The 14,756-nt window shown below is 61.3% G+C and carries 6 protein-coding genes and 1 pseudogene; 3 read left to right on the top strand and 4 right to left on the bottom strand.

The window, feature by feature from the left end; all coding sequences use genetic code 11:
* Positions 1-118 precede the first annotated feature (118 nt).
* The 3 genes and pseudogenes from ACYDAT_RS08135 to ACYDAT_RS08125 form a co-directional block, all read left to right on the top strand.
* Positions 119-328 (top strand): annotated as a pseudogene (locus tag ACYDAT_RS08135) (IS3 family transposase); the annotation flags it as partial.
* A gap of 185 nt (positions 329-513) precedes the next feature.
* Positions 514-5,448 carry an NACHT domain-containing protein gene (locus ACYDAT_RS08130; RefSeq protein WP_461449489.1) on the top strand — a complete coding sequence of 1,645 codons (4,935 nt, stop codon included), beginning with the start codon at positions 514-516 and terminating at the stop codon, positions 5,446-5,448.
* Positions 5,448-6,962 carry a hypothetical protein gene (locus tag ACYDAT_RS08125; protein ID WP_461449487.1) on the top strand — a complete coding sequence of 505 codons (1,515 nt, stop codon included), beginning with the start codon at positions 5,448-5,450 and terminating at the stop codon, positions 6,960-6,962. The genes ACYDAT_RS08130 and ACYDAT_RS08125 overlap by 1 nt, the downstream gene beginning before the upstream one ends.
* A gap of 52 nt (positions 6,963-7,014) precedes the next feature.
* Here the strand turns inward: ACYDAT_RS08125 and ACYDAT_RS08120 are convergent, their stop codons facing one another.
* The 4 genes from ACYDAT_RS08120 to ACYDAT_RS08105 all read right to left on the bottom strand — a co-directional run bounded on the left by ACYDAT_RS08120 (position 7,015) and on the right by ACYDAT_RS08105 (position 14,377).
* Positions 7,015-10,209, bottom strand: a complete 3,195-nt coding sequence (locus tag ACYDAT_RS08120; protein ID WP_461449485.1) for a type I restriction endonuclease subunit R — start codon at positions 10,207-10,209, stop codon at positions 7,015-7,017.
* Between the two features lie 13 nt (positions 10,210-10,222).
* Positions 10,223-11,080, bottom strand: coding sequence for a PIN domain-containing protein (locus ACYDAT_RS08115; RefSeq protein WP_461449483.1), 858 nt, complete (start codon positions 11,078-11,080; stop codon positions 10,223-10,225).
* Positions 11,077-12,432, bottom strand: a complete 1,356-nt coding sequence (locus tag ACYDAT_RS08110) for a restriction endonuclease subunit S (RefSeq protein WP_461449481.1) — start codon at positions 12,430-12,432, stop codon at positions 11,077-11,079. Before ACYDAT_RS08110 ends, ACYDAT_RS08115 begins: the two co-directional genes overlap by 4 nt.
* Positions 12,433-12,538: 106 nt before the next feature.
* Positions 12,539-14,377, bottom strand: coding sequence for a type I restriction-modification system subunit M (locus ACYDAT_RS08105; RefSeq protein ID WP_461449479.1), 1,839 nt, complete (start codon positions 14,375-14,377; stop codon positions 12,539-12,541).
* Positions 14,378-14,756 lie beyond the last annotated feature (379 nt).

Below are 14,756 nucleotides of genomic sequence, written 5' to 3'. Positions count from 1 at the left end.
ACCCTGGTTCGGCGGACCGAATCCTTGGCTCGCATGACGTTCGGCGCCTTATGGCAGGATCAGTGCAGGATCGGCAGAAGAGCGCCAAAGGGGTCATTTTCCGATCGGCGCCGACACGTGCTCGCCCGACAACGCCGCGTGCGAAGGCTTTTTCGGCCGCCTGAAAAACGAACTGTTCTACTCGCGCAACTGGCTGACTACGACCATCGACGAGTTCATCTCGGCGCTGGACTCCTACATTCGCTGGTACAACGAGGCGCGGATCAAAATTACGCTAGGCTCCAGCAGCCCCATCGAATATCGCAGGAACATGGGCATCGCTGTTTAACCAGCCCAAGCTTTTTTGCCGCACCCCCGGCGGGTCAACTTACGTCGTCATTTGCACGTTAGACTTTGACTCAGACGACGGGCTGAGCTGCCTAGCGCAACGCGCCTCCCCAAGGCTGCAAGAGGCATCCCGATGCAACAGGAGACCGGAAGGTGACTGGCGGCGGAGCGGCCACCGCTGGCGGCATGGACTTCCAGCACCGCGTGAGCGCTTGGCTCGCGGTGTTGATCCTGGCGGAGAAGGACGCCGTCATGCCGTGGTGCCTGCCTGCGGGAACGACGCTCGACTGGCTCAGGTGCGAAACCGAGCAGCCCATCGATGACATCATGGCTGGCACCTCGGCCGGCGGGCTCATTTTTATCCAGGCCAAGAAGACCTTGAACCTGTCTACCCGTGATGGGTCTGACCTCGCTTCCGCCGTGGACCAGTGCGTGCGGCAAGTCGTCTCGATGCGTAACAAGCCGACCGGCTCCCGTCCTTGGGACCGGGCGGCTGACCCCGCGCGTGACCGCTTCGTGATTGCCACGTCGCCGGAAAGCTCCAAGGCGATCGTCTCCGATGCGGGCAGGATGCTTGACCGGGTCCGCGGCCTCGTGTCCGGGGCGCCGCTGATGGATGCAGCCGTTAACGATCATGAGCAGAGTGCTCTGCATGCATTGACTGCTCACGCGAATACGTCATGGCAGCGCGTCACTGGCGCCGCTCCTTCGGAGGCCGAACTGCGTCAGCTCTTGGGGCTGGTGCGCTTCGAGGCGCTCGACTTGATGGGAGGCAAGGACGAGGCGGCAGCGAAGCAGGCATTGAAGGCGGCGACCCTTAGTAACCCCGACCAGGCCGACAGCGCGTGGTCGCAGCTCGTGACGACCTGCTCGGAACTTGCATCGCGCAGATCGAGCATCAATCGCCAGGGGCTGCAAACGCAGCTCATGGGCCATGGCATCCGGCTGCAGGTCCCGCGAAGCTACCGGGCGGACATCGAAAAGCTGCGCGCCCAGTCCGAGTCGACGTCTGAGGGGCTGAACCAGCTTTCTGTGATATTGGTCGGCCAACAGAACGTGTGGATCGACAGGCCCATCAAGGCCGTCCTGCGGGACGAAGCCGAGCAGGCGTCGCTGCTCGTGGTGGGCGAGCCTGGCGCGGGCAAGTCAGGCGCGCTGCACGGATTGGTCGAGATCCTCAAGAAGGAAGGCCGCGACTATGTATTCATAGCTGTCGATAGGCTCGCCGCAGGCAGCCTGCCAGCCATTCGGCAAGAACTCGGGCTCGAGCACGAACTGGTCAATGTACTGACGAACTGGCCCAGCTCCCAGCCGAAGTTCCTCATTATCGATGCGCTTGACGCAGCCCGCGGCAACATCCTGGGCGGCGCGGTCAGGGAACTCATCAGTTCCGTCATCGGAGACAGCAACTGGCGCGTCATCGCATCAATCCGCAAGTTTGACCTGCGGTACGGCACGGAGCTCAGGCGCCTGTTTCGCGGCGGCGCAATCAGCGGGTTGGTCGACCCCGAGTTCGTCGACGTGCGACACCTGAACGTCGGCACTTTAACGAAGGAAGAGTTGGCGCAGGTAGAAGCGTCGTCGCCTGAGCTGGGTGAACTGATCAAGTCGGCATCGGGCGCGCTTAAAGACCTCATGAGCCAGCCCTTCCATCTCCGCCTCCTGGCCGACATGCTTGGATCGGGTCTGAAACCCGGCGACTTGTCGCCCATCGCGTCGACGATGGAACTACTCGAGCGGTACTGGGTGCACCGGGTGATTGATGCGGACCATGATCACGACGGGGACAGCCGCGAAACCGTGCTCCGCGACGTAGTCCAGAAGATGGTGGAATCAAGGGCGCTGCGCGTGGAAAGGGCGGCGGTCGCAAAGGCCGGTGCGGGCCCGAGCATTTACAGGCTCCTGAGCCAGCGCGTCATGGTGGAATGGCAGCAGGGTATCGCGTCCCTTCCGAACCGCGAGGTACTGGCGTTCTCGCACCACGTCCTCTTCGACTACTCCGCAGCGCGGCTCATGTTTCGTGGGTGCCCAGATGCGCTGATCGAGAAGCTGCGCGACGACACGCAGCTGGCCATCGTGGTTAGGCCCAGCATCCTCATGCACTTTCAGCACCTCTGGGCGGCCGACACCGACCATGGCCAGTTCTGGGACCTGACAATCCGGCTGATGAACGCGAATGGTGTCCCCCAGATCGCGAAGCTGATCGGGCCGTATGTCGCCGCAGAATCCCTCGCCACTCTCGGCGACCTAGACGCGCTCTGTGCTGCGATGGAGTCAAAGACGGAAGTAGTGCGGACATCGGGCGAAAGCGCATTCCGCCACTTGGTCGGCGCCCTGCTGGTGGAGGAGTCTGGCCCATCGAAGCTCGATGCAGCGGACCTAGAACTATGGTGCTCGGTGCTTGAGCGTGTGACCCGAACCATGTCCGACCCGATTGCCTACAGCATTCGGCCTCTCCTGCTGACCTTCTGCGACCACACGGAACGCCTTCCGCCTGACGGCTTCAAACACGCCGGCGAGGTGGCCAGGCGGTTGTTGGACTACGCGTGGAAGCGCCCCCAGCGTGACCACTGGCTGGTCGTTGCGGGGCTGCTCTGCGTGTCGCGCACGTTTGAGTCCGACGTCTTCGCATCTGAAGCTCTGCTGCGCAAGACCCTGGAGAAGGATCATCTAGCCCAGTTCGGCTTCGAGGAGCTCCCTTGGATCACACGCGACATCAAGCGGATCTTCCGTCATAGCCCATCCTTCACCGAGGAGCTCTACAAGAGGGCCTTCGCGTTCAAGGAAGCATCCGACGAACCGACGGCCATGGCACCGGGTCGGATCTTTTCCTTCACGTCCAACCGGCGCCAAGACTACAACATGGCGCTCTTCCAGCTCGGCGAGGCCTTCCCGGAGCTCATGGACACAAACCTGCCGGCGGCGGCCCGCATCCTGGTGGCGACTGCCAATAACTACGCGCTCCAGGACCATGCATCCTCGTCCGGCGAAATTCAGGAGCAGGCGTACGATCTCGGTGGCCTGAGCGGCGTGCTCCGCATCGACTACAGCAGCATCTGGGACGGCGGCACATACCGTCATGACGACGCCATGAAGATGGTCGACGCGTTCCAGAAGAAGCTGGAGTCGCTGGCGAAGGAGGGAGACACTGCGGCGCTCAGGATGGTCGTCGCCGAGGCGGTCACGCAGAACCGGAGCGGCTTCCTCTGGAGGCGGATCCTCATGGTCGCGGCGGAGAACCCGCAATCCCTGGGTGAGATCGTCCGGCCGCTGACCACCTCTTCGGCGATGCTCAAGAGCATCGACACGACCTACCCAATGGCTGCTCTCCTGAAGGCGCTCGGCCCGGCCATGGCGCCAGACGAGAAGGAGAGGGTCGAGACGACGATTCTTTGCTTGGGCACGGACCGGGACATCGGCTTCCCGGCCTCCGAGAATACTCAGCACCGTCTCCTCGTGGCGCTAGCCGATGCGGGGTCGCTGGTCACGGCGGAAGCGAGGAAGATCATGGACGAGCTCCGCTCAGCCGACAAAGTGCCAAGTTACGAGGAACCGGAAAGGCTTCGCTCCTATAGCCGCGCGTTCGGCGAAGTCGAGTACCTGGCGGAGCAAGGTGTCGATGTGGACGCCGAGCCAAACCGCAGACTCCGCACGTTGGAGGCGCCAGTCAAGGAGTTCGCGGAGCAGAACCTGAACGGCGTCCCGACGGCTGAACAGATCAAGTCCATCGTCCCAGCCATGAGGGAGCTTCGCGAGGCGCTTCTCGCGGCGGAGCGTGACGGCGTCGCAAGGCAGCAGGCCGACCACGCCATGCACTACCTCGTAGCGGTTGCGGCGAGGATCGCGCGCACTGACTTGAAGGAGTCCCCCGAGGGCGACCTGGCTAGGGACATCCTCCTGGACGGGGCTGTGCACCCGGAGCCTGTGCACCATCCCGAGTACGACGCGCAGTTCGACAAGAGCCCGTCCTGGGGAAGTCCTGCTGCGCGCATCGAGGCCGCCGCCGGGATGACAGTCCTAGCCCGAAGTGCGCCGTACGCAACGCAGGCCGTGCGGGATGCGATTGCCACGCTCGCCAAGGATCCTGTACCAGCGGTGCGTTACCAGGTCGCATGCGCACTGAACACGATCAGCCGAACTGCGCCTGAGTTGATGTGGGGAATCATCGAGGACATGTGCCGTGCGGAGAGCAGCCGCAGCGTCCTCCAGGGATTGGTCGCGGGGCCGATACAGAATCTGGCGCCGTCAAGCGTCGAAAGGGTGGTGGGGTTGCTATTGATCATCCTGGACCGGGTTAAGGACGGCCCAGGCGCCGGCACCGTCCGCAATTTTTGCATCGGCCTCATCTCCGGCCTCCACATATGGCGCAATGCGGCGCGCTGCGAGGCTGTCGTCTATTCAATCGCCGAGCATCCACTCTCCAACATCGACGCGGCAAGTACGCTGGTACGGAACTTCCGGGAAGCGTCCACCGAAGGCCCAGTCGAGCCCGCGGACCCGACGAAGGATGCTGTCCGTTACAGGATTTGGAAGCTCATCGAGACCTTGCTGAAGTCCAGCATCGACGAGGTGCATGGGATTCTCGCCAGGAACAAGGGCGTTCTCTACGGGGAATGGGCCAAGGCGGACCAGGAGGCGGTGAAGGATCTGAATCGGCTGATCGACCACATCGGCACGGAACTCTACTTCGCCTCCGGTGCGTACAACCCCGGAGGGCAGGCTGCGGATGACTCTGACGGGCATATGCCCGGCGGGAAGGCGTGCCGCTATTACGAGGAATCCCGGGCCTCCTTCGAGCTCCTGGCGTCCTCCGGCCTACCGAGCGTGACCCACAACCTGATGAAAATCCTTGAGTACATGGTGGACTTTGATCCACCCGCCGTGTTCAAGCAGGTTGGCAAGATCGTCGGCTTCGGGAAGGCAGGCGGGTTCCAATACGAGTCCATGGCCGCAGATCAGGTAGTCCGGTTAGTGGAGCGCTACCTAGCCGAATACAGGGAGGTACTCCAGACCGATCCCGAGTGCCGACACGTGCTGATGGAGATACTGGATGCCTTCGTCGAAGCCGGGTGGCCATCCGCCCGCCAGTTAACGTACAGGCTGGATGAGATCTTCAAGTGATGCCCGCCGTGAACGCGGACCAGTTCCTGACGCGATTCCGGGAGATCCGCGGGCAATACCTCGACACGGTCCGGCCACTACTCCAGCAGATGCGGGCGAGGCTCGTGGGCGAGCCAACTGCCGAGGAGACCAAGGCGAATCTTGATCTTGAGGCCCACGTGCGCGTTTACGTGGTGAACTCGCTCCTCGCTGCCCTGAACTGGCGTATGGACGTCTCCGCAGCGGATGGCCTACTTAACCTCGTGCCCGAGGTGGCGCTGCAGTCGTCTGAGAATGGGACGACAAGGTTCCTGGACTATCTCGGCATTGAGAGGCAGACGGGTGTGCCGCTTCTGGTTGTGGAGACCAAGCGGCCGAGCGCCGAGTTGCCGAGACTGCGTGACCCATCGAACGTGTACGCCGAGGTCAACTACTCGGCAATCGTGTCGCAGGGTTTGAATGGGACCAAACTGGCGTACGACTGGAACAAGTGGCTCGCCACCCTACGTGACTATGTGCGGTCCGTGCAGGCAATGGCCGACAGGACGCCTGCGAGAGCGATCATCACCAACGGTGACTGGTTCATCCTCTTTCTCGACCCGGCTGACTCATTTCTGGAGGCGGGCACCAGGGACTCCGCAAAGATTTTGGTCATCGAGGGTTCCGGCGGCTGGGATCCCAACGCCCAGCAAGCTGCCCCTTCGGAGATGGAACGCCGGTACACGGAGGTATTCGAACACCTCGAATACCAGAGGGTGCTTGGCAAGTCACCGCACCTGTCGGCCGGGACGGTGGCCTTCAGCATCGAGAGCCAGAACGTGCAGGGGATGATGCACGGGATCAAGCTGCGCTATGAGAAGCTGCTCAACGTGCACACGCCGTCGCCCCACATATCGCTGGCGCCGGTGCTCTTCCTCCAGTCCCGGTTCGGAGCGTGGCTGACCGTGGACGCTTCCAACCACCAGTTCGAGCTCCCGCACGAGAAGAAGCAACTCGGCCAGCACCTCGCGGCAGTCGCCGTCGCCTCGGCTGCACTCCTCGCGCAGGTGAACCAGGCCCTCGGTACGACGATCGCGCCTAAACGGCTCACGTCCCATTATGCCGACGCCACATCGTTCGGGACGCTCTCGGCGGTGCGGGAAACCTCCATCGACGAATACATCGTGGTCACCGGGGATGAGACGCACTACCTGAGGGAAATGCCCACAGTCCCCGTGTGCCCCTTCCACGAGGCGTCGGCCGCATTTGCGCAAGGCGTCGGGCCGGCGACTCCAATCATGGCAAGGTCCCTTAAACCGAGGGCTTTCTTCATCTCAGGGGAGGATCATCACTGCGCGCACGTTGAGGTATGGAGGGCAAAAGCCTCAGCCATCACAGCGGAGAACCGGGCACAGTGCGGGCCGCGGAGCGGCGACATAGGGCAGGCGTTCTGCGAGATATGGCGCGTGGACGAATACCTGTGCTGCAGAACCTGCGTGTTCGAGTCCGTCTGCACCAAGGCCACCGCCTTTCACCTGCCTTGTCACCGGCCCTGACTGACCATAACACTTAGTCGACGGCACATATCTGTGCTCGACTGATTGACATTCATTGGCTCGGCTGAGTCTTTGACGCCGCGTTCCCCTTGTTCTTAAGCGCCTCATAGAGGCCGACGGGTCCCAGCAGGATCTCCTTGAGCTCCAGCCGAATCTTCGCCGATTCGAGCGCCTGCCGGCTCATTGACGTGAAGGATGCGAGCGCATCCATCACCGCATTCAAGATCTGCTGGTCCAGATCGGGCGAGCTCGCAAATTGCTCCTTCGTGTTGTTGACCGCTTGCTGGATCAGGATCTCGCAGTCGAGCAGCTTGCCCTTGATGACGTCATTCACGTAGACGAGCTTGTCGTCTTCGCTGATCTCGCCGGCAAAGAGGTCGTTGACCTTGTGCAGGATCGCATCCAGCGCTTCCTTGTGTTTGTCTTGAACCAGGCCGCCGCCCGCTCCTTGCGTGGGCTCCATGGGGCCGCCCTTGGCAAGCTTCAGCGTCTGCCGGCCAAGCTCCTTGATGGTGTGATGGGTGAGTTCAAGCTCTGAAAGGTCGACCGTGTCCAGATCGCGGTCGAAGGTCAGCAGGCGCCCGAGCAGCTTGTAGAAGATCCCGCGCTTCTCGATGTCGGTGTTGCCATAGTCAAAAATCTGGCTCAGAAAGCTGTAAAGCCGCACATAGGAGGCCATGTCCTTCTTGAAGAGGAGCAAGGCGTCCATGGTTGCCTTGGCTGAGCGGGCTGGCTCGCTGCTGGCATCGTCTTCGGCCTTGAAGACCTCCTTGGCTTGATGGAATTCAGCCAAGAGGCGGTTCGCGATGGGGACCAGGACGCCGTCCAGCTCGGACTGCTTCCCGCCAAAAACTCGAAGACGCGAAACGGCCTCGACATCCCGATCCATGTAATAGCCAACCGCATCAAGCTTCGCCCGCAGGGCATAAACGACATGTGGGTCCGTGACGTCCGCAAGTTCGGCCGTCTCGTAATACTGCTGGAAGGCTGCGAGGATCTCCTGCGGGTCGTTCCTGAAGTCGACGACATAGGTCGTGTCCTTGCCTGGATACGACCGGTTCAACCGGGAGAGTGTCTGCACGGCCGCGATGCCATCGAGTCGCTTGTGCACATACATGCCGCACAGCAGAGGCTCATCAAATCCTGTCTGGAACTTGTTGGCGACGAGTAGCAACGCATAGTCGCCGCGCTGGCCATGCTTGCTGGAGAAGGCCTCACGGATGCTCTTGCCGCCGAGCATGGGATTGAGCGACTTGCTGAATTCGGTGACCGGATCCTCGCCGACTTCCGGATCGACCACCTCACCGGAGAAAGCGACGAGCGTGTTGATCTTGTAGCCCTTGGTGGCGATGTACTTCTGGACAGCTCGCTGCCAGCGTACGGCTTCGAGGCGGCTCGAGGTCACGACCATGGCCTTGGCCTGGCCGTTCAGTAGCGGCTCGACATGTTCGCGGAAGTGTTCGACGACGATCTCGACGTGCTTGGCGATGTTGAAGCTGTGCAGGTCGACCCAGCCCATGATCCCAGCCTTGGCCGCCGACTCATCGACCACCTGCTTGCCGCCCTTGCCGAAATGCGCAAGCTGGAACGCGGTCTTGTAGCTGATGTAGTTCTGCAGGACGTCGAGGATGAACTTCTCCTCGATGGCCTGGCGCATGGAGTAGACATGGAAGGCGTGCGGGATGTTGTCGCTGGATGGAGGCCTTGATGGGTCCGGGCGCGTGCCGAAGAGCTGGATCGTCCGTTCCTTGGGCGTCGCGGTGAAGGCGACGAAAGTGATACCCGCTTCCTTGCCAGCCGCCTTGGAACGCATGGCGTCGGCAAGCTGATCGTTCAGGATGTCCTCGCTACTGACCTCCTCGATCTCGACCACCTCGCCGGCGAGCTTTTCAGACAGGATGAGCTTGACCGCGGCCGCCGACTCGTTGGTCTGAGACGAATGAGCCTCGTCCGCGATCACGGCAAACCGCTTGCCCTGGGTTTCGGAGAGTTCCTGAGACTTCCTCAGCAGGGCAGGGAATGTCTGTAGGGTGCAGGCGATGATCTTCTTGTCGCTGGCGAAAGCGTTCGTCAGCTCCTTGCCCTTGGCGCCGGACTCCCCCTTGATGTAGGCGACGACGCCGCGAGTGCGCTCGTGGGCGCTCAGCGCGTCTTGCAACTGGTCATCGAGGACCGTGCGATCCGAGATGACGATGACGCTGTCGAACATCTTGCGGTTGGCGTCATCGTGAAGGTCCGCGAGTAGGTTGGCGGCCCAGGCGATCGAGTGCGTCTTGCCAGAACCCGCCGAATGCTGGATGAGGTACTTCTCGCCGGGGCCATCGTGGAGGACGGCCTGGATAATTTTCCTGGTGCAGTCCAGCTGGTGGAACCGGGGAAAGACCACACGGGCGAGCCGCTTCTTGGCGTCGCGTTCCGGAACGATGTAGCGCCCGAGGATCTCCAGCCAGGATTCTGGCTGACAGACATGCTTCCAGAAGTAGTCGGTCGCATAGCCATCAGGGTTCGCCGGGTTGCCGGCGCCGCCGGACTCGCCCGCACCGTTGCTGCCCTGGTTGAAGGGGATGAACCGTGTGTCCATGCCCGCGAGCCGGGTCGTCATGCGGACTTCGGAGTTGCTCAGGGCGAAGTGCACGATCGCACCACCAGGGAAGCTGAGTAGCGGCTCGGTGGCGTTCTTGCCGGCGACCTTGGGGTCGCGGTCCCTCTTGTACTGGTATACGGCGTCCTCGACCGCCTGGGTGTAGTCGGTCTTGATCTCGATCGTGGCGACGGGGATGCCATTGAGGAAAAGCACCAGGTCGATGCAGTTCTCGTTATGCAGGGAGTAGCGCACCTGGCGGACGACCCGCAGGCGGTTGGCCTGGTACTTTGCCTGCAGGTCCGGGTTCATGGCCAGCGCGGGCCGGAACTGGCTGACCTCGACGGGCCGGCGCAGGCCCAGCATCTCGAAGCCGTTGCGCAGCACATGGACGACGCCCTGGTCATCGAGCGCCTTGCGCAGTCGCGTCATGACCTCCGGCAGCGCTCTGTCGCCGTGCATCTTGGTGATCGCCGCCCAGGTGGCCGGCTGACTGTCTACAAGCCATGCCCTCAGATCCTCGGGGAACAGGGCCTGCTCGCGGTCGTAGAGCTTGGCGTCGGGGCTGATCTCGCCAGACGTGGGACGCGTATAGAGCCAGCCGGCCGCGGCAAGGTCGTCGCAGATCTCGGACTCAAAGCGCTCTTCCATGTGGATGGCCGGCATCGGATCAGTCTCCCTAGGATCGATACTTGAGTTGCGGCGGCGGAACCACATTCTTGCTGTACGTTTCGGAAGCCTTCGAGATGAATTCGAGAGCGCCAGGAGCATTGCCAGCGAGCGCGTCACGGATGCGCGAGAAAGTTTTCTTGGCGCCATCTTGCACGCGCTCGTTGTTGGCAAGCAGCAAGATCGCGATCAGGATCAGCAGCCTATAAGCCGGGGGTAATCTCGCGAACAAGCGTATTGCCTCACCGGCGAGCTCGCCGATGATCTTGGTTGCGGTCACCGCGCCAAGGATTGCGGTGACACCGAGCACCTTCATCGAAACGGCTACGGCCATCTTGCGGGAGTAGTACCTGGCCTCGATCGAGAATTCCATTTCAAGCACACGACCGCCCATTGCGACGAGGTCGGTGTCGTTGGAAAGAATCCCCGCTGCGTCCAGTTGTTCGGCCAGTGCAAGGTGAGGCGCGTCATCTGGATCCCGTCCGTCGCGATACCTGTCGACAATGGACTGCTTCGGCGTTCTTTTCTTGAGCAGCTTGCGATACTGCTTCCATTCGGCACGCAGTGTCGCGAGCGGCAGGTTGTTCTCACGCGCTATGCGCGGAATGTGCTCTTCGATCTCGCTCAACGCGCTTCCGGAGATGTAGGCAACAAACGTCCCAGCAACGATGCATTCCATGACTGATGTGGTCGCGGTCGGGTTTCGGCGCCTGCTCGCCAACCAGATGAGATCGCACAGGACAACGTTGGCGTCCACAACGATGACAAACTGCGCGAGCGTCCCGACGAACTGCTTAGCCCATTCGAGCGTTCGCAGGAACGCTAGCGTCTCAGACCGTATGTTTCCCCAACGCAAGTCATCCATCATTTGGCTACCGCCTCTTCATGCGGCAGTATCGGCGCACGATCATGCGTCGCGATTTCTCCGCGCACATCGATCTTGCCGGTGACGGCGGCGGAAATCAGCGCGCTGCGGCGCTCACGTAGCAGATTAACGCCCATAACCACGTCATCACTCAACGCTTCGTACCTACTACCCACATCATCGATGTATTCGATGATGCTTGCCTGCTCTTTGAGAGGCGGCAGGGGAACGTAAAGCCCTTTGACATTTCCACAGTTCAAATGCGGATGAAGCGCCCCGGTCTGGATCGATAAGAGACTGTTGACACCGAAGTTCGAGTTGAGCACCCATGAGAGCCAGCGGCCGTCCAACTGCTCGCGGAGTGGAGCCACGATGATCAGCGCGTGGCAATTGCAGCCAGCAAAATCCTTGGTTACTACTGCCGACTGCCCGATATCGCCTGTTTGAACGATCAGAACATCACCGACTTCCAGTATCGATTTGTTGTGTTCGTCACTCCATTCCTGCCTTACGAAGTAGGGCGGATCAAACCGGATGCAGTTCTCTTTAATGTGCAAAGACTGCAAATAGCGAATCCCATCCTCGACGAACAAGTCACGGGTGGGACCAACGTATCCATTGGTGATCTTCGTGCTCACCGACGAAATGCTCCTGACCTCCCAATGCTCCGGCACCTCCCCCAGCCAGAGGATGCCGGAGTCTTTCATCGGAGCGTTGGGATTGAGGCCGCGGGTGACAGCGTGGGAGATGGTGGCCTGGCGCTTTTCGGCCAGCAGCGCCAGCAGCTTTTCCTGTTCGGCGATCAGCGCGTCGATCTTGGCGGTTTCGCGGTCGAGGAAGGCGACGATCTGCTCCTGATCTTCCTTGGGCGGAAGAAGGACCGGAAGGCGTGAGTGATACTGCGGCTCTAAGTCCCACTGATTGACGCGGATACCCTTCGACATTGAAAGGTACCCAGCCACGTACTGCGGCGACCGCATCAAGTAATGGAGATATTTGCCCGACTCTTCGTGCCTCGCCTCGTAGACGAAGTAAGCTGGACTTACGATTCCCCGGTGATCTGAAATTGCGACAGCCCCTTGCCAGGCCTTCATTTTGTTGATTACCAAGTCTCCCGGGCAGACAAGTTGATAAGGACTCAGATCGTCAGACGGCTTGTTGTTGTTGTCGTCGCGGCTGGCCTTCGGAACAACACCGTGGTCGCGATAAACAGACAACAATTGTTCGCCCTCGAATCCAACCTTCTTGACCCGATTGAACATGACCCAGAGTGGCTTAAGAGCCCAGTGCTTTGGCACTGACCCAAGCCACGGCAATCCGCTGTCCTTGTAGGTCGGATAGCGCCGCCGGCTCATGGCTGCGCCTCGTAGAAGCAAAGCCGAGGCGCGCCTTGCTGGGGATGGGGCATGCTCAGTGGCGCAGCGGGCGCGCCAATGACGTTGGCAGGCGCTACGTGCGGGATCATTCCGCCAACTCCCCCAGCATGGCCATGATCCGCGCCGAGACAGTCTTTAGATCGGCGTCTATCTCGGCGAGATCACGCGGCGGTTCGAACACGTAGAAGTGGCGGTTGAAGGGAATCTCGTAGCCGACCTTGCTCTTGGCCTCGTCGATCCAGGCGTCGGGAGCGTGCGGCAGCACCTCGCGCTCGAAGTAGGCCTGGATGTCCTCGCCTAGCGGGACGTTTTCCGTGTCACGCAAGTTGGTGTCCGGCTGCGGCTTGCCCTTCTGCTTGCCCTTCTGGCCCAAGACCACCTGGCTCTGCTCATCGCGCAGCGGGCGTTCCACGGTGATGGTGGTGTAGCCGAATTGCTCGTTGCGGAAGATCCGCGAGATCGGCACCACCTTGACCTTGCCGCCTTCAGGCGCTGATGGCGCGAATTCGGCGGCATCGATGACCTGGCGCCCGACGACCTTACCTTCGGCATCGAAAACGGTGGCGAGTTCGGCTTCCCTGAAGCCGCCGAAGAGCTGCGCAATCTCCTCGATGTGTCCAGGGCCGATCTCTTTTCGCTTGGCGCCCAAGCTCTTGCGCATCTTCTGCCAGAAGCTGCTGGCGTCGATCAGCTGTACATAGCCCTTGCGTTCATCCGGCTTCCTGTTGGACAGGATCCAGACGTAGGTGGCGATGCCGGTGTTATAAAACATATCCGTGGGCAGGGCGACGATGGCCTCCACCAGGTCGTTCTCCAGCACGTAGCGCCTGATCTCGCTCTCGCCGCTGCCGGCGCCGCCAGTGAACAGTGGCGAGCCGTTGAGCACGATGCCAAAGCGGCTGCCGCCATCCTTTGGCGCGCGCATCTTCGAGATCAGGTGCAGCAGGAACAGCATGGACCCGTCCGAAACGCGGGGCAGACCCGGACCGAAGCGACCCTGAAATCCGCGGGATTCGTGCTCGGAGCGAACTTCCTTCTCGACCTTTTTCCACTCCACGCCGAAGGGTGGGTTCGAGAGCATGTAGTCGAACTTCTCGCCCGGGTGCCCGTCATCCGAGAGCGTGTTACCGGCGATGATGTTGCCGACGCTCTGGCCCTTGATGAGCATGTCTGCCTTGCAGATGGCGTAGGACTCGTCGTTCAGCTCCTGCCCGAACATGATCAGGCGGGCGCCGGGGTTCAGGCTGTGGAGATGCTCGTCCGCCACGGACAGCATGCCGCCGGTACCGGCGGTGGGGTCGTAGATGGTGCGCACGATGCCGGTCTTCGAGAGCGCCTCGTCATCCTCGATGAACAGCAGCTCGACCATGAGCCGAATGACCTCACGCGGCGTGAAGTGCTCGCCGGCGGTCTCGTTGGACATTTCCGAGAAGCGCCGCAGCAGCTCTTCGAAGACCAGGCCCATTTGAAAGTTGTCGACCGCATCCGGGTGCAGGTCGAGGTTCTTGGTGAAGCGCTCCGTGACCAGGTAGAGCAGGTTCGCCTTGTGCAAGCGGTCCACGGTCACTGCGAAGTCGAAGCGGGTGAAGATGTCCCGGACATCGTCCGAGAATCCCTGGATGTAACTCAGCAGGTTGGGCCGGATGTGGTCCTGGTCCCCGATGATCTTCGGCAGGTCCAGGCTGGAGATATTGAAGAAGGTCTGTTTCGCCGCGCGCAGCACGAAGGCGTCATAGGCGATACCAGAGGCCTTCTTGGAATCATATTCGGCGAGCACGGCCGCCTTGGTTGGCGCGAGGACGCAGTCCAGTCGCCGCAACACCGTGAACGGAAGGATCACCCGCCCATATTCGTGCGGCTTGAAGTCGCCGCGAAGCAGGTCGGCCACGGACCAGATCAGGGCGGAGAGCGATTGTTGGTTCATGGGGTCTTGGCTTCGAGTGGCGGAGGGTTGGACTGCTGAATCGCACTGCGGTTCTCGCGTATTGTGGTGGCTGAGGAGGGGCCAAGGGTGGACGATGGTTGCGGGCTGCGAGTGTCAGGGCCGAGGCTATGGCGCTTAGGCCCATCGTCAACCCAGGACAGCTGGCACTGTCGGCGCCATCGCTTCTTGAGTGGCTGCCTGACGAGACGTTTTACAGCCTTTGCAGCCGTCAGCATCGCTTCTGGGGTTACGTTGAAGCTGCCCCGTCATACCGGAGCCCAAGAAGCGATACTTTTCCCGCTACTTGGAGCTCACCATGCAATCGATTCCGCGTCGTATCTATACCGATGATTTCAAGGCCCAGGCGGTGTCCTTGTCC

It is taken from the genome of Metallibacterium sp. (genome assembly GCF_054637675.1).
This window is presented reverse-complemented; position numbering and strand designations above follow the sequence as displayed.

What these genes read in the sequence shown, in the direction of transcription:
- ACYDAT_RS08130 (WP_461449489.1), top strand. Translation starts at nt 514, where the DNA reads ATGGACTTCCAGCACCGCGTGAGCGCTTGGCTCGCGGTGTTGATCCTG.
- ACYDAT_RS08125 (WP_461449487.1), top strand. Translation starts at nt 5,448, where the DNA reads ATGCCCGCCGTGAACGCGGACCAGTTCCTGACGCGATTCCGGGAGATC.
- ACYDAT_RS08120 (WP_461449485.1), bottom strand. Translation starts at nt 10,209, where the DNA reads ATGCCGGCCATCCACATGGAAGAGCGCTTTGAGTCCGAGATCTGCGAC.
- ACYDAT_RS08115 (WP_461449483.1), bottom strand. Translation starts at nt 11,080, where the DNA reads ATGATGGATGACTTGCGTTGGGGAAACATACGGTCTGAGACGCTAGCG.
- ACYDAT_RS08110 (WP_461449481.1), bottom strand. Translation starts at nt 12,432, where the DNA reads ATGAGCCGGCGGCGCTATCCGACCTACAAGGACAGCGGATTGCCGTGG.
- ACYDAT_RS08105 (WP_461449479.1), bottom strand. Translation starts at nt 14,377, where the DNA reads ATGAACCAACAATCGCTCTCCGCCCTGATCTGGTCCGTGGCCGACCTG.